This window comes from Sedimentisphaera cyanobacteriorum (assembly GCF_001997385.1).
Classification (GTDB): domain Bacteria; phylum Planctomycetota; class Phycisphaerae; order Sedimentisphaerales; family Sedimentisphaeraceae; genus Sedimentisphaera; species Sedimentisphaera cyanobacteriorum.
Genome location: NZ_CP019633.1, coordinates 525,311 through 545,445, shown reverse-complemented (window position 1 = coordinate 545,445; position 20,135 = coordinate 525,311). Strand labels below are relative to the sequence as shown.

Here is a 20,135-nt window from a genome sequence, read left to right as displayed (position 1 = left end):
ACTTTCTGCGGCGGGCAGTAAATCTACACGCCTTCGATTATTTCATTAAGTATTTCGCTGGGACGCATAGCCTTCTCAGCGAGTTTGTCGTCCGGCTTGTAGTATCCGCCTATATCAGAAGCACTGCCCTGAACCTTCAATAGATCTTCCATTATTCGGGATTCATTTTCACTGAGCCTGCTGAAGACTTTTGCGAAACGCTCTGCCATCTCTGAGTCCTCTTTCTGCTGTGCAAGATGCTTTGCCCAGTACATAGCGAGAAAATAAGTGCTCGCCCTGTTGTCCGGCTCGCCGGCCTTGCGGGAAGGAGTTTTCCCGTTTTCGAGATAGTCGCTGATAGCATTGTTTAGGGCATCTGCGAGAGATGCTGCCTTTTTGCTGCCCGTTTTTTGAGCAATCTTTTCGAGTGAAGGCACTAACGCGCAGTATTCCCCGAGCGAGTCCCAGCGGAGATGATTCTCCCTGAGGAACTGGGCAACGTGTTTCGGAGCAGACCCGCCTGCGCCGGTTTCATAGAGCCCGCCTCCGTTCATCAGGGGCACAATCGAAAGCATCCTTGCGCTTGTTCCGAGCTCGAGGATAGGGAATAGGTCTGTGAGGTAATCACGAAGAACATTGCCCGTAACGGAGATGGTATCTTCTCCCCTGCGCACCCGCTGGAGGGAGTATTTCATAGCCTCTCTCGGCTCTAAAATCTCTATGGTAAGCCCGGAGGTGTCGAATTCGGGCAGATATTTCTTCACCTTGGCGATAATCTCTCTGTCGTGAGCTCTTTTTTCGTCAAGCCAGAAAACAGCAGGCACTCCTTCCTCGCGGGCACGAGACACAGCCAGCTCCACCCAGCTCTTTATAGGGGCGTCTTTGGCCTGACACATCCGGAATATATCTCCCCTGCTCACCTTCTGAGACATCAGCACTTCGCCTGAATCGCTTACTACCTGAATCGTGCCGCTGGCTTCGGCCTCAAATGTCTTGTCGTGCGAGCCGTATTCCTCGGCCTTCTTTGCCATAAGGCCAACGTTGGAAACACTGCCCATCTCAGCCGGATTGAACTGCCCGTTTTCTTTGCAATCCTCAATAATCTGCTGATAAACGCAGGCATAGCTTCTGTCCGGAATGAGGGCGAGTGTGTCCTGAAGCTCATCGTCAGAGTTCCACATCTTCCCGCCGTCTCGAACTACGTTTGGCATTGAGGCATCTATAATAATATTGTTGGGAACGTGGAGGTTGGTAATTCCCTTTCTCGAATCAACCATCGCAAGCGAGGGGTTGTTTTCATACGCCTTGCGGATATCTGTTTCAATTTCATGCCTTTTGGAGGGTTCAAGCCCTTCCAGCTTGCTGAAGATATTCTCGAGACCGTAATTTAGATTAACTCCGAGCGAATCGAGAGTTTCGCTGTGTTTATCGATAACGTCTTTAAGGAAAACCTTCACGCAATGGCCGAACATAATGGGGTCAGAGACCTTCATCATTGTGGCCTTCAAGTGCAGAGACAGAAGCAGACCCTCTTCTTTTGCGAATTTCATTTTCTCGCTGTAAAACTGCTCGAGAGCTTCAACGTTCATAACAGCAGAATCCACTACCTCGCCTTCAAGCAGAGGCAGGCTGTCTTTGAGCGTTTTCTTTGAGCCGTCTTCGCATACAAATTCAATCTTCACGCTGCTGGGCTTTTCAAGCGTAACAGACTTCTCAGAGCCATAGAAATCGCCTTCCTGCATATAGGCCACATCAGCCCTGCTGCCATTTTCCGGCCAAGGCTTAACCATCCCGTGCGGATGCTTTTTTGCGAACTGCTTTACTGCCTTGGCAGGCCTTCTGTCCGAATTGCCCTCACGCAAGACCGGATTAACCGCAGACCCAAGAACTGCGGCAAACCTATCGATAAGCTTTCTGTCCTGCTGTGTTTTTATCTTGTGCGGGTAGCTCGGGATGTTATAGCCTTTTTCCTGAAGCTCCTTTATCGCACTTTCGAGCTGAGGGATTGATGCGCTTATATTCGGCAGCTTTATAACGTTTGCCTCGGGCTGCTTTACCAGCTCGCCGAGATAGGCTAAATCGTCCGGCTGTTTCTGCTCATTCGTGAGCTGATCTGGGAAATTTGCAATTATCCTGCCTGCCAGCGAAATATCCCTAACCTCAATATCAATTCCGGCAGCTTTGCAGTATGCCTCCACCACCGGCAAAAGGGAATAAGATGCCAGCGAAGGGGCCTCATCTGATTTTGTCCAGGTTATCCTGTTCATTGATTTCTTCCGTTATCCTTGATGATTATATCTGTAATAATATTTCTTTTAATACAACAATTATGCTGAAGTTATTCCACTGAAATAACTTCGCCAACTCCAGGCACCTGCTCCTTAAGCCTTCTTTCAACACCCATTTTGAGCGTCATCCTCGCCCCCGGACAGCCTCTGCAAGCACCTTGAAGGCGAACTTTTACGTCGTTGTTCTCCGTTACCTCTACAAGCTCAATATCTCCGCCGTCTGACTGAAGCATCGGACGTATCTGCTGGATACACTCTTTGATCTTATCACTTATCTGTTCGCTCATTGGTTTTCTCCAAAAGTTTAAGTTTATATTTTGAAGCAATATTTTACTTATAATCATTTTTTTTACAACTGCAGCGCTGGGAAACCCGAGAAGACAAATAATGAACTTCTATTGAACATCAGTATTCTAAAATTACAGTCAATCAACTGCAAAAATGAAAATATTACCGAGCGGCGACCCAGTTTTTTAGATAAACAGCGGCTTCTTTGCAAATATTCAAGCTGCTCTAGGGGTAAGAACCTGTGTTTTGGTTCCCACGAAAATGCGATGCAAAATCAGAGCGGCTCTCAAACGCCCGTTTAAAAGATTGCGCAAATCGGTATAATTGGCGGATATTATCACAATATTATTAAGACGAGCAGAATATGGCAAAAAACTACACAGTAACATTTGTATCTCTTGGATGCCCGAAGAATACGGTGGATACAGAGGTAATGCTCGCAGATATGGCCGAACGGGGCTTCATCTTAGACAGCTCTTCAGAAAACACCGATTTCTATATAGTAAACACATGCGGTTTTATCGAACCGGCCAAACAGGAAGCCTTCGAGGAGCTCAGGCAGGGAATAGAGCTCAAGAAACAGGGCAAGGTTCGCTTCGTAGCAGCGGCAGGCTGCCTTGTGGAGCGGATGGGCAGAGAGCTTGCAGAAGCCCTGCCCGAGATAGACTGCCTTATCAGCCTATGCGAGAGAGACAAGGCCGGCGAGCTGCTCCTGAAAACCGCAAAGTCTAAGGGGAGCCGAAAAATTGACACAGCCTCCGGCAAGAAATTCGTCTCAAATGACAGCGTACGCCTTCTTACAACATCGCCGGGCAGCGCTTATCTTCGTATAAGCGAAGGGTGCGGGAGAGGCTGCTCTTTCTGCACGATACCTGCAATCAGAGGCCCTTTCCGGAGCAAGCCTAAGGCTGAGATAATCCGCGAGGCGCAGGTTCTAAGCGAGAACGGGGTTCGTGAGGTGAATCTAATCGCGCAAGACACCACCGGCTACGGCAAGGATATTGGTCTTGAAGACGGGCTCTGCGAGCTGCTTGAAGAGCTTGCCAAAACAGATTTAGAGTGGATAAGGATTCTGTATCTCTATCCGGCCTCCGTGAGCGATAAGCTCTTAGACACTATCGCTTCGCACAAAAAGATCCTAAATTATATCGATATGCCAATCCAGCATATAGACAACGAACTGCTAAAATCAATGCGGAGAACGGATACTGAAGAGAAAACTGCCGAGCTTATTGAAAAGATAAGGGCGAAGCTGGATAAGCCTGTACTCAGAACAACTGTGATATCGGGTTATCCGGGCGAGACTGAAGAAAAACACAATAAACTGCTCAAATTTATAAAATGGGCAGAATTTGATGCACTCGGCGCGTTTGCCTTCTGCCCCGAAAAAGACACCCCCGCAGGCAGGATGGATAATCAGCTGCCTGAAGAGATAAAGCAGAAAAGGGTTGGTCAGATTATGAGAGCCCAGCAGGAAATCGCCTTCCGAAAAAACCGCAATATGCAGGGCAAAAAGCTAACCCTGCTAACCGAAGGCTTCTGCGAAGACTATACGCAGGCACGGTATTACGGCCAGGCCCCTGAGATAGACAGCGTGTGCGCAGTTCCGGAAAAGCAGATTGAACCCGGAAAATTTATTGAGGCGGAAGTTGCCGATACAAGCGATTACGACCTTATATGCCGGCTGATATAAAATAATTATACAAAGGCAGGCGAAAATTTTATAAACAGTGTTGATTCGCAAGCCAAATAAACCATAATCTGGGGTTGTTTATGTTTTGCATTTCGGTGCAGCCTTAAAATTTATTAAACCAAATTAAAATTGTAGATTATGCTAAAAATCAGCCCTCTTACAGAGCTTTACGAGAGGTTCGGTGCAGTTTTCTCCGAATACTACGGATGGAATATGCCTGCAGATTTTCCGGAATTCCCTTCGTGCGAAGATGCCCTGTTCAAATCGAACATAGCATTCGACCTTACTCCATTCGGAAGATTCGAGATTACAGGCCAAGGCTTCAAGCAGTTCGCTGAGAAGCTCGCAGGCGGGAAGCTCCGCGAAGGCGAATGCAGTTTCAGCAGACTCTCCTGCGGGGTGGTTAGAACAGTAACTGCCGGCGGGAAGGCGCTTGTTATAAGCCATCCGGCAAATAACGCGAGCGTTTTAAAACTTCTCAAAGATGAAGCTGCAGGCGGCGGGACTGCTGTAAGGGATATTACGGAGAATACAGCGATGTTCGGCCTCTACGGGCCTAAGGCTTATCAGGCCTTTTCGAGTCTTGCTCCGATAAGCCTCAATCTTGAGCGTGAAGAGGCGGATGTGATCTCGGCAATGATGATGAGCTTCACCGTAATGCGCTCTAGCTGGATCGGCTCAGACGGATTAGAGGTAATCTGCAGCAGTTCGCTTGCACGTATGGCAGCAAGCCCTATAGAAAAGTATCACAAGAAAGCAGACATAATCCCCGGCTCGGCCGGATGCCTTGATAAAGCAGCGGTCAAATTTATGGAAACCTTTGAAGAATAATCGGAAATAGCTATGTTTGCAATTATCAGCGATATTCACTCAAACATTGAAGCATTAAACACAGTACTCGAGGACATCGAAAACAGAGGCATAAAGAAAATTATCTGCCTTGGGGATGTTTTGGGATACGGGCCTTATCCGTTTGAATGCCTTGATCTTATCATAGAGAAAACAGATACCTGCATAATGGGCAACCACGATTATGCAGTGCTTTACGAGCCTACGAACTTCAACTACGGCGCAGAGCTCGCTGCATACTGGACTCGCGAGCAGCTCTGCACGGAAAAAGAAGTGAAGCTGGCTGAAAAAAGATGGAGCTTTCTTGCAGGACTGCCGATGAGATACAGCTTCGGATTGGAAGCTGAAGGGCAGAAAATTAATGTGGATATGGTTCATGCATCGCCGAGAAGGCCGATAAATGAATACGTTTTCCCTGACGACATCTTCACCTCGCCTGCGAAGGTTACCTCGCTTTTTGACAACGTAAAAAATATCTGCTTCATCGGGCATACACACCTGCCTGGCGTGTTTCTGGAAGACCCGGACTTCTACACGCCCGATGAACTCGGAGATTACTACCCGATTGAGCCTGAGGAAAAGGCTATTATAAACGTTGGTTCAGTTGGCCAGCCAAGAGACAGAGATAAAAGAGCAAGCTATGCTTACGTGCAGGACAACAAGGTGTATTTTGTACGGCTGGAATACGATATTGCCAACATTTCCGAAAAGATTTACAGCATCCCAATGCTCGACAACTTCGAAGCCGATAGACTTATTGAAGGAAGATAATGAATAACAAAGCTTACAATATATATTCACCGGATAAAACTTTGGGCAAATTACTGCTCCTACTGGCGGCTGTCCTCTTTACTGCCTCAGCAGCCTTCAGCGCAGAAAATGAAGGTCAAACTGACGGCGAAGAAAACTCAGGCCGCCCTGAAATAGACTTCACAAAGCTTTCCGCCTCGGGAGAAGAACAGAGAGATTATATTCTCGGGTCTGTACAGAAAGACTCTCCATACCAGTTCGAGCTTCAGCTTACCAATGAAGGGGCTTCTATCAAGTATGCCCGTCTGAACGGCTACTACAAACGCGGAAGCGAAGAAGACCCGTTCCTCGCCCTTGCTCCTGTATCAAGGCTCGAAGCAGGAAAGGCCTATTCACTGAAAAACACATACCTCTGGTTCAAGGGGATACCAGGCAGATTTCCGCTGGGCAAGCTCAACTGGAAGGCCGGGCAGGTTAAGAGAAACGATAAAGGCAGCGAAAGCTTAAGCTTCACCGCAGTTCTTTCGAGCGAGGGCTTCGGGGAAGTGCTCAGGATCAAGAAAACATTTCTCCTTCTGCCGGAAAAGCAGCATTTCGAGGTTTATTTCACTCTCGAAAATCTCTCCGATCAGGTCTTAAAGCCGGTATTTCAGGTTCACGGGCCGGTGGGCTTTATCAGAGAAGGCGTTCGTATGGACGGCAGGAGCATCGTAAGCGCGTTTTATGAAGGCGAAGAAGGGGACAAGATTAAATCCAGCAAAATCGAGCTCAAAACAGCACGCAAGGCCGAGATCGATTATATGAACACCGGCATTGAAAAAGAGCTGGAAGACGTTCAGATAAAGGCCCCGAAAGGCGCCGGCAAATTCAACTGGATAGCAAACGGCAACAAATATTTCACCTGCATACTAAAGCCTATAACCAAAGACTGCCGCGTACTGCCGGACAGGGCAAGATATTACGACAGCAAGCTGATTAAGGGGAAATCTGAGGGCGACCAGCCAAACACAAACGGCACTGAGAGCCTTGCTTACCTGCTCAAATTCGATGATATTACACTTCAGCCTGCAGGCAGTGAAAACAGCAAACAGATAATAAAGATGATCACCTATCTCGGACCGAAAGAAAAGAGCATCTTCGAAAATGAACCGATATACAAGAAGCTTCATTTTATACATGCGATTGATTTTCGTGCGTGCTGCGGAAACCTCTTCCGCCCTATCACATTTGCAATCCTCGCATTTATGAACTTCTGCTACGGGTTCATCCCCAACTACGGAATCATAATTATCATCCTCGTGTTCCTTGTTAGGCTCATTCTGCACCCTCTCACAAAGAAGGGGCAGGTTTCGATGATGAAGATGAGCAAGCTCGGCCCGCAGGTTGAAGAGATAAAGAAGAAATACAAAGACACTCCTAAGGAAATGAATCAGCATGTAATGCAGCTGTATAAAGACCAGGGGGCATCGCCTATGCTGGGGTTTGTTCCAATGCTGATACAGATGCCGATCTGGGTTTCGCTGTATTCTGCGATATACTCAAGCGTTGATTTGAGGGGGGCAGGCTTTTTGCCGTTCTGGATAACAGACCTCTCTTCGCCTGATGCCCTTATCACCTTCAGCCCGTTCACAATTCCTTTTATAGGGATTGAAATAGGCTCATTCAACCTGCTTCCTCTGCTTCTTTCAGTGGCTCTTTTTATGCAGCAAAAGCTTATGAGCACAGCGCAGCCAGGAGCTACCAGCCCGGAAGTTGCTCAGCAGCAGAAAATAATGCGGATTATGATGCCTATACTTATGCTCGTATTCCTCTACAAAGCTCCCTCAGGGCTGAATCTGTATATTATGGCCAGTTCGTTCGGCGGCGTTTTTGAGCAGAAGGTAATTCGCAAGCATATCAAAGAACAGGACGATAAGGATAAGCGGGTTGTAGTTCCGGCGAACAGAAAAGGCGGCAAGAAACGCAAGCCAAAGCCCAAGCAATATTAATCAGCCGGCAGTGAAAAATGAGCAAAATAATTCGTTTGGAAAACGTATGCCTTGATAAATACGGCAAACGTATATTGGACGGGATTAACCTCTCCATATCAGCCGGTGAGTGCTGCGGGCTTATAGGAGCAAACGGCTCGGGCAAATCCTCGCTGCTCTCACTTATATCCGGCTACGACTGGGCAAGCGAGGGGAGCGTCTGGTTTTGCGGCGAGAAATTCGGCAAGGTTAATCTGCCGGAAATCCGCAAGGATATCGGAATTTTGAGCCTCTCGAGAACGCCGGAATTCTCCAAACGTCTTACTGTTTTAGAGCTGATCAAAACCGGCGTTACCGGAACAATTATGCCCGCCTCTTGGCTCAAGAGCGAAGATAAGAAGGCCTCGCAAAAGGCTGAAGATCTGCTCGAGAAGTATAAAATTCAGCATTTCAAAACCCGTCGTATAGCCACCCTGTCAACCGGCGAAATGATGATGTGTCTGCTTTTAAGGGCGGTTGCGGGAGAGCCTAAGCTTCTTCCTGACTTCGGCGGTAAATTTTCATAAGTCCTTGTCAATAAAGGACTCGATTTTTTGCGCAGGCACTACAAACCCTATTTCGGAAGGTTTTTCGGCGGGTGAAATTACATTTTGTAAGGCGTTGTATTGGTGCTGAGATTAACTGTTTTATAGAGTTTTCTTGCGTCCTCGTTAATCTTTGATGGCAGGACATATCTGCACTCTGTTTTCTTATCCCAGAGTATGCTCAGCTGCACGTGGTTGAGGGCATTTACAATCCTCGCCACAGACATCGGCTCAAATCTCAGCCGAACCCTGTAGGCCAGATTTCTCGCGCAGGTTAGAGCGATAAAGCATATCAGTATATGGGCTTTGATTCGTTTCGGCGTCCAGTGGTATATCGGCCGTATCTTCAGATCGTGCTTGCTTATCCTGAAGCACTCCTCAATCAGCCAGAGCTGCCTGTAATGATCTACTACAGCCGAATCATCCATATCCTTGACATTCGTTATAACACCGTGAAGACCATCAAAATTCGCAGCCTGCGCGTATTTCTCTTCATCTATCCGGCAGTCTATATCGCCGGTAACACGCATAAACTTCTTGTAGCCGTAGTTGCTTATAAGTGATTTGGGGTTGCTGCTCTTTTCAAGCTTCTCCTGGAGCTTTCTTATAGCTTCATCCCTGTCGTGCTTATTCTTTTTAGCGAGTTTATCGCTGTAGGTAACAATAAGCCTTGTATCTTTGCCGTAATCAAAGCTTCTAAGCGGGGCATTGGATTCTGTAACCTTTGCTTTCCATTTATCAGTGAGGCTTTTAAGCCTCGCTGCCACAATATACTCAACTCCCTGCTTTTCAAGGTAATCAAGATTAGCCTTGCTAAGCATTGCGCTGTCTGCGGTGAAGATAACACGCTTGAGGTTGTATTTCTCTTTGATCTTAGGGATTACAGTATGCAGCGTATGCCCTTCATACTGATTGCCGGGGAATACCTCATAACCTACTGGAAGCCCTTCTGATGTGGACAGAAGACCAAGGACAACCTGCGGCTGATTGAACTTCATATCCTTGCTGTAGCCGTTCTTTTTGAGCTCATCTTCTGTAAATGATTCAAAATAAAGCGTGGTGCAGTCGTAGAAAAGAAGACTTATCTCTTCGCCGAGAAGGCCTTTAGCAGCACTGTGAGCACAGTTTTGAGCCTTGCTGATAATATCATCTGTGATATTATCCATCATACGGTAAACGCTGTCTAAAGAAAGGTTAATGCCGAAGTCTTTGGAGAGATCCTGAACGCTGCTGCGTTTGCTCACTGGGTTTGCAAGCCTTGCCATTGTGATATGACGAAGGTTTTTGCCTGCAGACTCTTTGCGTCTATCGAAAAGATTGTTAAAGCCAAGCTCATTGTAGATGCTGCCGAATACCTCATGGATGCCTGTAGTTATGCGTGCCTGTTCCCTGAGATTCTTTAGATTGACCCGCAAAGGCTTATCATCAATGTTTTTGCGGGCATCTATTGCAGCTTCTGCAAGATGCTCAGGCTTGAAAAGTGCCGGCGTTTTCTCGGCCTCAAGCTTGGCCTTCTCGAATTCGGCAAAATCCTTGAGCCGCTTAAGCTCTTCTTCTGTGAAGGCTGTGCCGAGATGACGAACTATACGCTGACGAGGCTGGTTCTTCTCGTTGCGATAACTCTCTACAATCTGTACCGACTGCTTCGGACTGTTTTTTGATGTCTTTACTCGTATAAACATAAATGCAGATTATACGAAATCAAAACATTGTGTCAAAAAAATAAAAAATTAGGCACTACGAGCGAACCGAACTTAACAAACCCTCATAACAGCCTCAAAACGCACTTTTTGCAGAGTTTTCCACAATCATACCGCCGAAGTCAGGAAATTCAGCATTTCAAAACCCGTCGTATAGCCACCCTGTCAACCGGCGAAATGATGATGTGTCTGCTTTTAAGGGCGGTTGCGGGAGAGCCTAAGCTTCTTTTGCTGGATGAGCCTGCAAGCGGGCTGGATATGTACAACCGCGCGATTGTGCTCGATTTTATAAAGAGGCTCAGTAATGATAAGCGCGCAATACTGAGCGTAACCCATCATTTAGAGGAGCTTCCGGAAGAGCTTGATTTGGTGGCGGTGTTAAAGCACGGCCGGCAGCTGCGTACTGGAGCCCCCGAAAATGTTTTGACAGATTCAGTTTTATCTGAAACCTTCAGCTGCAGAGTTGAGGTTATCAAAAGCAAAGGCAGATACCTTGCCAATGCGTTTCTTGAGTGAAACCTCGGGGAATCTGTTATTTCACGCCGAACCTTGAATAAAAACGGCCTAAGTTGGTAAGGCTTCCGTCTTCCTTGAAAAGAGCGGATGTTCCAAGATGTTTGCTGTTTCTGCCTGCGGGGAACCAAGCATATCTTTCAAGGAACTCGAGCTTCTCGAGCTCTGGAAGCACTTCTTTCATAAATCTGAGCACCTTAGCGGGCGAATGCCTGTTTTCCTGCACGCTTTTTGCCTTCCAGTCTCCAACGGCAAATTCGGTTATCCAAAGAGGCTTTCCGTAAAGCTTTTTCACCTCTTCGAGCTTTTTTATAAATCCTTCGGCATTCCCTCCGCCGTAATCGTGAACAGTTACAAAATCAACTCGGAGATTCTTCTTTTCAGCCTGCTCCATAAAATCGAGCATCCATTCATTATCCGGATGAACGCAGGCAGGACTGCCAAGCCGAAGGCCGCAGCCCTCCAGCTTTGGCCAGAGCTCTATAGCCTTCTCAACAGACATATTCGCCTGCTTTTTTCCGTCCGGTTCGTTGAATGTAAGCACATCTTCGGCCGCTCCGGAATTGCTTAGTCCCTCGAGATAATCAGCGGCCTTGTCAACGCCCCATTTTCCCCAAATCATTGGAACATGATAAATGCCTTTCGGCTCTTTTTCGGGCGTTTTAAGCCCCCAGTTGTAATGCCAGCTTACATTGAGCTGTTTTATTTTTTCAAGCCAGCCGCTTCCCGTTTTTGTCCCTAGGCCGATGCCCTTCTTAGGCGTTATGATTTTCTTTTCTTCGCTTTTTTCTTCCGCCAAAACACTCAAACCGCAGGCTGATAACGCCGCACTGGAAATAAGGAAATCTCTTCTGTCTAACATAATGTTTGCCCTTTAATATAGCATTATTTTTCTGTGAGCACCAGCTCTGGAGATACGAATACAGCCCAGTCTCCTCCGTTTGCATTGTCGTCCCCGCCATCGGATAGGGCAAGCGAGAGAAAACGGCTGGATGGTTTTACAGGAACGGATATAACAACAGAGGGGTCGCTGTATTTCATTCCTGTAATTCTCTTTACTGGCCTGCCGTCAATGAGAACCCATATATCAGCAAGACCTTTTATATCAGTATCGTTAATTCCAACTCTGGTTTTAAATTCTGTAATTTCAACACCTTCAATTCTCTGCCTTATCTGGTTCATATCGAATGTGATACCGAGATTAGCGCAGAAGGTAAGGATTTCCTGATCAACTTTAGAATAATCGATCCCGTCGAGAACAGGTTTTCGCCTGTTTACCACGCCATTGGAGAAACCTACAAACATATCGCCCCTGGAGGGCGGAAAATCATATTTCAGCCCTGTGGTTGAGAGGCTGCTGGCACCGCTGCTTCTGGTGGAGAAAACCGAATCAATATACGGAATTTGGTCAACCCTGTTCCACATTGAAAAGCCGTCCCAATACTGCAAATGGCGGTATTCGCTGTTATGCTCAAGCTTCCAGTCTGTGAGAGTAAGGGCCATATCTTTTCTGCCGGCATTGAGGCCGTTTCCGCCTCCTATCACGGAAGCTAACGAAAAATTCTGCCCGCGCCAGAGCAGCCCGCTGGAACTGCTGAGCTCCCTTGCGAAACGGTGTCCTGAGAATTCGGCGTTCTCTATTCGGCAGTTTCTGGTTACATTTACAGCTATTCCGTCCTCAACAATGCGGCTCTCCACGCTGCTGCCTTCCCTTCCGGATATCAGAGAAGCCCTGCCCTTGTAAACCTGAAGATGATTCTTCCCGTTTGTGCTGATTTCAACGCCGAATTGGGTGCCTAAATCTGTTACACGGAGCTTCTCGCTGTTTACCCTGAAACCCAAAGCATTTTTCGGCACCCTGCAGAATACCCTGCCCGAGGTAAGTTCGAGCTGCTCTAAATCAGACATCGAAAACTCAGCAGGCCCTTCTATTACCACCTTAGCACCGTAAGCAGAGATAAGCTGGGCTGCCTGAGAATCTGAAAGCTTTACTGGAGAATCTGTATTCAAGAGCTTTCCGCCTTCCTCAAGCCCTTGAACATCGCCGATAAGCTTTTCAACAGAAGCTGCCTGATAACTGTTCTCTCCGGGGCGGGAGTTTATAAGCAATATCAGCAGAAACACCGCTGCACCGGCAGCAAACCATGCTGCGGTTAGATGAAGTCTTCTTAAGAATTCAGTTTTTTTGGATTCGGATATTGAAAAGTCAAACTTTCTGCCAGTCTTGCTCGTTTTCCTGTGAAAAACAGCAGTTCTTTCCGATTCTGCCGGCGGAACCGGATCGAAACTGTTCTCAACACCTTTAGACTCCGCATCTTCCAGAGCAATATTAACTTTCAGAAGCTCGGCGTAATGTTCCTGAGCAGCTGGATCGTCTTTGAGAATCTGCTCTAATCGCCGGAATTCTCTTTCAGAGGCGTTCTGCTCTAAAGTTTTTACCGTTAATGCCCTAAGTTCTTTGTAAATCTCATTGTTCACTGCCAGTTCACCCCCCTCTTAACCCTCTTGGCCAAAAGGCTGTGAATCCTGCCAAGGTTGTAATATATCGCCCTGACGGTTTTTCCTGTCCTCTTTGATATTTCATTCACGCTCAGCTGGTCCCAGTATCTCTGTCTTATAAGTTCCCTGTCCTTTTCCGGCAGTGTTTGAATGCTTTCCTGCAGCTGGGCGGTGTAGGCATCTGCATCCCTGCAAGTTTTCAGGGAGCTTAAATTTATCTGCTCGAAGAGGTCGTCGCAAAATTGCAGTTTTGATTCCTTTGCTGCTCTTTTTCTGTGTTCAAGCACTTTGTAGTATGCGATTGTTGCAGCCCAGGCCAGAAAATCAGAGCCGAGCTCAAACTGCTGAAATTTCCGCCACATAGTAGTGGTAGTTTCCTGAAGTATATCGTCGGCATCATTATGATTTGCTACAAAACTCATAATATAAGCGTAGAGCCTGCCTCGATTGGATGAGAGCAGTCTTACAAATTCCTCAGTTCTTTGAGCGTCTTCATTCATTTAACAAGTATCCAGAACTCATATTTATCTAAGTATGAGGGATTCTGCCTTTAAATGAAAATATTTTTTTGATGCTGTTGAGAAAATTTAATGGATTGATAAAGGTATCTGCGACAAACAGCGTACAACGCACATTTCTCGTACTGCCTATAGGCCTTCGACCTGCTCACCTCCACCCAGAGGAAAACCTTAACCCGAATTTACAGAAAAGATTTTATACTACCTCACGCCTAAAACCGCCTTTGGATGCGGCCTGTGCGTAAATATCTGCGGGGGATTAAACTCCGGGCTTTCTCCCAAGCCGCTTTCATCATCTCTTGCGTTTCAAGCATAAAGTTATTTGCATAAAATTGCGGTTTTTTTACACAATTCTGCGCAGACACCCATTATTTTATTGATAGAATCTATTTCTTAGAGTATTTAAGCCTTCAAAATAAATATTACTCAAAAGAGGTTTTGTATGAAGCACTTCCAAACCGCAGCAGTTTTGATAACTGCTATATGCTTAAGCGCCCAAACTATTGATTTATCCGGTCAGTGGCGTTTTTCATTAGACGCAAAGGATGTTGGGATATCAGAAAAATGGTTTTCTAAGCATCTCAGTGATAAAGTGCAGCTGCCAGGTTCGCTCCAAGAGCAAGGATTCGGTGAGATTCCGAGCGTTGATACTAAATGGACAGTTGACGGCAGCTATACTAGACGTGTAAACAAAATTGAGCAATTTGAGCCTTATGTCGTTAAAAACGGTCTCTATCGCCAGTCGATGTGGTGGACCCCTGACCGAGTTTATGTTGGAGCAGCATGGTATCAAAAAAACGTTGAAATCCCTAATGAATGGGAAGACACAACGATTCTTCTAAACTTGGAACGTGTTCACTGGGAAACGCAGCTTTGGGTGGATAACAAACGTGTAGGGATGCAAAACTCAATTTCAGCACCCCATCAGTACAATCTCTCCGATTATCTAACCCCCGGCAAACATCGTATCACCGTTCGGGTGGACAATCGCATCAAAGAAATCAATGTTGGTGCTGGCGGCCATAACATATCAGACCACACGCAGAGCAACTGGAACGGTATCATCGGAGATTTGTACCTTGAGTCGAAACCTTTGGTACACATCGCTAAAGTGTCCGTTGATACGATTGACACTGAAAACCCAACCGCTAAAGTCGTTTTTAATTTGAATAACGCTTCTGAAAAAGCAGTTGAGGTTAGTGTAAATTATCAGGCTAAAACAAATTTCGGTAAAGGCCATCAGGCACCCTCCAAAACATTCACTGCAAGGATACCAGCGGGGAAGAATGTTGACGTCGAAAAAATATATAAGATTGGCAAAAACGCCGTTTTGTGGGATGAGTTTACGCCGGCTGTCTATACATTAAGCTGTCAACTGCAAACGAACACGACAGACGTAATGAATGCAGATGTCTATAATACAACATTTGGCCTTCGCCGCATTTATGCAGACGGCAATCAGTTAAAGATTAACGGCCGGAATCTGTTTTTACGCGGCACACTGGACTGCTGTATATTTCCGAATACCGGCTATCCGCCGATGGATAAAGAAAGCTGGGTCGAAATATATAAAATGGCAAAATCCTGCGGGCTCAATCATGTCCGTTATCACTCATGGTGTCCGCCCGAGGCCGCCTTTGAGGCTGCCGATGATGTAGGTATTTTGCTTCAGTCAGAAATGACCATGTGGGTCGGTCTTGGTAATAACCAGACCACCGACGATTGGCTTTTCGAAGAGGGAGCCTTGCTGCTCTTGGCGTACGGGAATCATCCCTCTTGTGCATTTATGGCCATCGGTAATGAACTGAGAGAGGAAAAAGGCTCAAACATGGCTGATAAGCTTTTGCGGCACTATAAAAAAGGCACGCATGGAACGATGCTCACCGATAATGTGAGACATATTTTTGGCAGGGAAGCTGAATTCGCTATTACGGGGCAGGGCAAATTTTATGACAAGAAACTCCGTTCAGTTCGTGCATCAGATACTGATTTTGATTACAGCAAAATTATTAACAGCAGTGACATTCCGATTATAACACACGAAGACGGGCAGTGGGCCACCTTACCCAATTTCGATGTGCGCAAAAAATACAAGGGCAGCCTACACCCCTATTACCTTGATATATACGAAGATTTTATGCGGGACAGGGGAACACTGAACCGATATGATGATTATTACATGGCTTCCGGGAAGTTCCAGACACTGTTGTATAAGTCAACGTGGGAAGCAGCTTTGCGAACACCTGGATATGGAGGAGTTCAGATGCTCGATCTGCGAGATTTCCCCGGGCAGGGGTATGCGCCCGTTGGTTCTTTTGATGAATTCTGGGAAAGCAAGGGCTATGTAACAACAGATGAGTATAACAAGTTCTGCAATGTAACTACCCCGCTGGCACGATTTGAGAGTTTTGTATGGCAAAACGATCGGGATCTTGAAGCTCAAGTTATGATCTCCCATTACGGCCGCAAAGATTTGGAAGGAAAAAATGTTAAATGGAACTTGACCGATAAAAAAGGCAAAATCATTGGCAAAGGCAGTTTTGGCCCAATTGATCTGCCTACAGGTTTTGTAACCACTGTTGGCAATATAAAACAGCCTCTTTCCTCAATCACAGAAGCCGCTCAAGTTAATTTAAGCGTTAAGCTTGAAGGGCTTGATAATGAAAATTCGTGGGATATGTGGGTTTATCCCAACGAAAAACCGGCAGAAATGAAATCTGATGAAATCATCTTAAGCCAGTTATGGGACGACAAGACCATTCAAGAATTAAATAAAGGAAAGACTGTCCTTCTCGTTCCTCGTCCAGAAAGTGTCGCAGGAAATACAAAAGGCAGTTTTACTCCGATCTTCTGGACACGAATTATGTTCAGCAGCAGTTCTGTCCATACGGTGGGTATTTACTGCGACAACCAGCACCCTGCACTCACGGATTTTCCCACCCAGAGCTATACAAACTGGCAATGGTATGATCTGCTTGAAAACTCAAAGCCGATGGTCATCAATTCATTACCGAAGAATTATAAAGCGATTGTAGAGCCCATTGATGATTGGACCAATCCGCGTCGGCTCGGCTTGATGATGGAAGCAAAAGTTGGCCGGGGCAAGTTAATGGTCTGCTCGATCGATATTCTCAATGACCTTAAAAATCGCCCTGCAGCACGCCAGCTCAGAAAAAGCCTGATTAATTACATGAAGAGCAAATCCTTCAAACCGTCCAAAACGATTGACATCGAATCCCTTTCAGAGCTTTTTTTTAATCCGTTGCGAGTACAAATGATCAAAGGAACAACCGCATCCGATTCCGCTGCTGGCTATGAGGTATTGAAAGCAATTGATGGCAGCGAAAAGACATTCTGGCATTCTCCTTGGAAAAACAACAAAAAAATGCCGCAGGAGATTATCATCGACCTTGGGGAAAAAGAAGTGATCAAAGGCATTACGTATCTGCCTCGGCAGGATGCCGCTCATGTTCGGGTTAAGGATTATGAAATCTACGTCAGCATGAATGGTCAAACTTGGAACGATGCTCTTCATTCCAGCAGTTTTGATGGCTCAGAAAAAAGAGAGACGATTCATTTCTCCAACCCTCCTAAGGGGCGTTTTTTGAAATTTAAAATGCTGAGTACTAACAGCGGGGATGAATCAGTTGCTGTTGCGGAGATTGAGCCAATTATTGAAGATTAACGTTAAAGCTTTCTTTGATTGATACAATCGGCAATGAGAAAAACAATTGAAGGAGCTGGGCTGTAAAATAAGAAGTGATTAAACTGCTGCAAGTCTAAGCACTCGGCAGTTTAATCCTGTTTAATTTATTATACCACTCTATGGTACTCGGATTCGATCGCGGCAGAAAAATTCAGGTTTAAAAGCTTTGTGCAGATGACGGGAAATTAGAAGATAGATGGCAGCCCTTACGATTCAGATGCGTGTAATTGACTGCTGATTTTACCTGTCATGATAATGGATTCGTACGTTTTCGCGATACTCGGTTTGCTCGGAATCTCTGTATTTAGAGCCGCCTACGCTCATAAAAATCTTTATGGCCGTTCCAACACACCAAATACCAGCTGCGATAAATACAGCAGCTGCAATGAAAATAAATACCATTTTGAAGACGAAAAGAAGTATGCTGAAGCCGAGAAGTGCCAAGCCAACTGCAAGGAATATCCCTGCAACCTTCTTGGTTGCATTGCCTATAATATCTGAATAAAATTTAAAATCCGATCTCAATTTTTATCTCCCTTCCTCCGCTTTAATCTGTTATCTTCTGCAAAAGCTTAACGCAGCACTGATAAATTATCAAGAAAAAAAGCGGGGCAAGAAATCTGCCCCGCCGATTTGATTCATTACATCATACCGCCGCCGGGCATTCCGCCGCCTGAAGAACCTTTATCTTCAGGTATATCGCTTACTACTGCGTCTGTAGTAAGCAGAAGCGAGGCGATTGAAGCAGCATTCTGCAATGCGCTTCTTTCAACCTTGGTAGGCACGATAACGCCGAATTCGATCATATCGCCGTACTCCTTTGTGAGGGCGTTGTAGCCGAAGTTAGGCTCGTCGTTTTCGTAAACCTTCTGAGAAACTATAGAGCCGTCAAGCCCAGCGTTCTTTGCGATCTGCTTGATCGGTGCAAAAACCGCCCTTTTCACGATATCAGCCCCTACCTGCTCATCGCCTTTGAGCTTGAGCGAACCGATATTCTTTATAGCTCCAAGAGCTGAAACGCCGCCTCCGGGGAGGATGCCTTCCTCTACAGCAGCCCTGCAGGCATGCAGAGCGTCTTCCACTCTCGCCTTCTTCTCTTTCATCTCGGCCTCAGTAGCAGCGCCTACGTTAATCTGAGCTACGCCGCCTGAGAGCTTGGCAAGGCGTTCCTGGAGTTTTTCTTTATCATAATCGCTTGTTGAGATATTGTGCTCGTTTTTGATCTGTTCGATCCTGGCTGAAATATCTTCACTGCTTCCGCCGCCCTCAACAATGGTAGTGTTGTCTTTATCGATAGTAACCTTCTTGGCCATACCGAGCTGGGCAAGCTCAACATTTTCAAGCTGAATGCCGAGATCTTCCATAATCGCCTGCCCGCCTGTGAGGATGGCGATATCCTGAAGCATAGCCTTTCTGCGGTCTCCAAAGCCCGGAGCCTTCACAGCAGCTACGTTCAAAATTCCTCTGAGCTTATTTACCACAAGAGTAGTAAGGGCTTCGCCTTCAATATCCTCTGCAATAATCAGAAGCGGCTTGCCCTGTTTGGACACCTTCTCGAGAATTGGCACGAGATTCTTTACAGAGCTAATCTTCTTCTCGTGGATAAGCACATAAGGCTTATCGAGATTTACTGTCATATTCTCGGTGTTGTTTACAAAGTGCGGGCTGAGGTAGCCTTTGTCGAACTGCATACCTTCTACAAGATCAACAGTAGTTTCCAGAGACTGACCTTCCTCAACCGTAATAACGCCGTCTTTGCCTACTTTGTCCATCGCTTTAGCAAGCACTTTCCCGATTCCGGGATCGTGATTTGCCGAACAGCGTGCAACCTGCTCAATCTGCTTTGAAGATTCTATAGTAATAGATTTCTTCCTGAGCTGCTCAACAATAGCCTCAACAGCGGCATCAATGCCCCTCTTAACTTTCATAGGGTCAGCGCCGGCTGTTATATTTTTTAGGCCTTCTGTAAAAATAGCTTCTGCCATAATCGTTGCAGTTGTAGTACCGTCGCCTGCAACGTTGCTTGTTTTAGAAGCTACTTCCTTAACCATCTGAGCGCCCATATTCTCGTAAGAATCCTCGAGCTCTATCTCCTTTGCCACTGTAACCCCGTCTTTGGTAACGGTGGGGCTTCCCATGGATTTTTCGAGAACTACGTTTCTTCCGCAAGGCCCGAGCGTAATCTTTACTGCGTTTGAGAGTTTCTTAACGCCTTCAAGAATCGCCGAACGGGCATCATTTTCAAAAGCAATCTTTTTTGCTGCCATCTTTTATTAATCCTCCAGCTATAAAGCTTTTTAAATCAAATTTAGCTTACCGATTCAGTCTTCTACAACAGCAATAATGCTGGACTGATCTACAATTAAATACTCTTCTCCGTCCAGCTTTACCTCTCTGGGGGCATAGCTTTCGAAGATCACTACATCACCTTTTTTCACCTTCATCTCTGATCTGCTTCCATCATCGTTGAGCTTGCCGGGGCCGGTTGAAATAACCTCGCCTCTGCTGGATTTTTCCTTAGCAGAATCAGGCAGTACAATTCCGCCGGCAGTTACCGCAGACTCTTCTACTCTTTTAAGTAAAACATTGTCTGATAGTGGTTTAAGCTTCATCTGTATTAAACTCCTATTAATTTATAAGTTAATATTCATAAATACCTGCTGGAAAATTAGCAACAAATATGCCATAATTCTTGAATCTGCGCAGAATTTTCGCAAGATATTCTAAAACAACAACTTAGCTAAACTGAGACTCAGAATTAAGTCTCAAACGCAGATTGCAACTGTCAAGTTGGCAGGAGG

16 protein-coding genes are annotated in these 20,135 nt (G+C 46.0%); 7 read left to right on the top strand and 9 right to left on the bottom strand.

Annotated features, from left to right (window positions below; translation table 11 throughout):
- Positions 1–23: 23 nt before the first annotated feature.
- Positions 24–2,246 carry an NADP-dependent isocitrate dehydrogenase gene (locus L21SP3_RS02025; protein WP_077539096.1) on the bottom strand — a complete coding sequence of 741 codons (2,223 nt, stop codon included), beginning with the start codon at positions 2,244–2,246 and terminating at the stop codon, positions 24–26.
- Positions 2,247–2,317: 71 nt separating this feature from the next.
- Positions 2,318–2,554 (bottom strand): NifU family protein, encoded by a 237-nt coding sequence (locus L21SP3_RS02020; RefSeq protein WP_227806790.1) that lies wholly within the window; start codon positions 2,552–2,554, stop codon positions 2,318–2,320.
- A 365-nt stretch (positions 2,555–2,919) separates the two neighbouring features.
- Between L21SP3_RS02020 and rimO the strand changes: the two genes are divergently transcribed.
- The 5 genes from rimO to L21SP3_RS01995 all read left to right on the top strand — a co-directional run bounded on the left by rimO (position 2,920) and on the right by L21SP3_RS01995 (position 8,380).
- Complete coding sequence (gene rimO, locus L21SP3_RS02015) at positions 2,920–4,248, top strand: 30S ribosomal protein S12 methylthiotransferase RimO (protein ID WP_077539095.1); 1,329 nt, start codon at positions 2,920–2,922, stop codon at positions 4,246–4,248.
- Positions 4,249–4,386: 138 nt separating this feature from the next.
- The gene (locus L21SP3_RS02010; RefSeq protein WP_077539094.1) at positions 4,387–5,079 is read left to right on the top strand and encodes an aminomethyltransferase family protein; all 693 of its coding nucleotides are present in this window, start codon (positions 4,387–4,389) and stop codon (positions 5,077–5,079) included.
- 12 nt (positions 5,080–5,091) lie between these two features.
- Positions 5,092–5,868, top strand: a complete 777-nt coding sequence (locus L21SP3_RS02005; protein WP_077539093.1) for a metallophosphoesterase family protein — start codon at positions 5,092–5,094, stop codon at positions 5,866–5,868.
- Entirely contained in the window at positions 5,868–7,835 is a 1,968-nt protein-coding gene (gene yidC, locus L21SP3_RS02000; protein ID WP_077539092.1) for a membrane protein insertase YidC, read from the top strand. Before L21SP3_RS02005 ends, yidC begins: the two co-directional genes overlap by 1 nt.
- Positions 7,836–7,852: 17 nt before the next feature.
- On the top strand, positions 7,853–8,380 hold the full coding sequence (locus L21SP3_RS01995) for an ATP-binding cassette domain-containing protein (RefSeq protein ID WP_077539091.1): 528 nt from the start codon (positions 7,853–7,855) through the stop codon (positions 8,378–8,380).
- A 77-nt stretch (positions 8,381–8,457) separates the two neighbouring features.
- On the opposite strand, the gene L21SP3_RS01990 is transcribed toward L21SP3_RS01995, so the two are convergent.
- Entirely contained in the window at positions 8,458–10,080 is a 1,623-nt protein-coding gene (locus L21SP3_RS01990; RefSeq protein WP_077539090.1) for an IS1634 family transposase, read from the bottom strand.
- 27 nt (positions 10,081–10,107) lie between these two features.
- Between L21SP3_RS01990 and L21SP3_RS01985 the strand changes: the two genes are divergently transcribed.
- Positions 10,108–10,614, top strand: coding sequence for an ATP-binding cassette domain-containing protein (locus L21SP3_RS01985; RefSeq protein ID WP_161488057.1), 507 nt, complete (start codon positions 10,108–10,110; stop codon positions 10,612–10,614).
- Positions 10,615–10,630: 16 nt separating this feature from the next.
- Here the strand turns inward: L21SP3_RS01985 and L21SP3_RS01980 are convergent, their stop codons facing one another.
- The 3 genes from L21SP3_RS01980 to L21SP3_RS01970 are packed head-to-tail and all read right to left on the bottom strand — an operon-like array spanning position 10,631 to position 13,610.
- A complete protein-coding gene (locus L21SP3_RS01980) occupies positions 10,631–11,473 on the bottom strand; it encodes a glycosyl hydrolase (protein ID WP_077539081.1) in 843 nt (280 codons plus the stop codon).
- A 23-nt stretch (positions 11,474–11,496) separates the two neighbouring features.
- Entirely contained in the window at positions 11,497–13,089 is a 1,593-nt protein-coding gene (locus L21SP3_RS01975) for an NPCBM/NEW2 domain-containing protein (protein ID WP_077539079.1), read from the bottom strand.
- Entirely contained in the window at positions 13,086–13,610 is a 525-nt protein-coding gene (locus tag L21SP3_RS01970) for a sigma-70 family RNA polymerase sigma factor (protein WP_077539077.1), read from the bottom strand. The genes L21SP3_RS01975 and L21SP3_RS01970 overlap by 4 nt, the downstream gene beginning before the upstream one ends.
- Positions 13,611–14,070: 460 nt before the next feature.
- On the opposite strand from L21SP3_RS01970, the gene L21SP3_RS01965 reads away from it, so the two are divergent.
- A complete protein-coding gene (locus L21SP3_RS01965; RefSeq protein ID WP_077539075.1) occupies positions 14,071–17,313 on the top strand; it encodes a discoidin domain-containing protein in 3,243 nt (1,080 codons plus the stop codon).
- A 261-nt stretch (positions 17,314–17,574) separates the two neighbouring features.
- On the opposite strand, the gene L21SP3_RS01960 is transcribed toward L21SP3_RS01965, so the two are convergent.
- The 3 genes from L21SP3_RS01960 to L21SP3_RS01950 form a co-directional block, all read right to left on the bottom strand.
- Positions 17,575–17,859, bottom strand: coding sequence for a hypothetical protein (locus tag L21SP3_RS01960; RefSeq protein WP_077539073.1), 285 nt, complete (start codon positions 17,857–17,859; stop codon positions 17,575–17,577).
- A gap of 116 nt (positions 17,860–17,975) precedes the next feature.
- Positions 17,976–19,601, bottom strand: coding sequence for a chaperonin GroEL (gene groL / locus L21SP3_RS01955; protein ID WP_077539071.1), 1,626 nt, complete (start codon positions 19,599–19,601; stop codon positions 17,976–17,978).
- 54 nt (positions 19,602–19,655) lie between these two features.
- Positions 19,656–19,946 carry a co-chaperone GroES gene (locus tag L21SP3_RS01950; protein ID WP_077539069.1) on the bottom strand — a complete coding sequence of 97 codons (291 nt, stop codon included), beginning with the start codon at positions 19,944–19,946 and terminating at the stop codon, positions 19,656–19,658.
- Positions 19,947–20,135 lie beyond the last annotated feature (189 nt).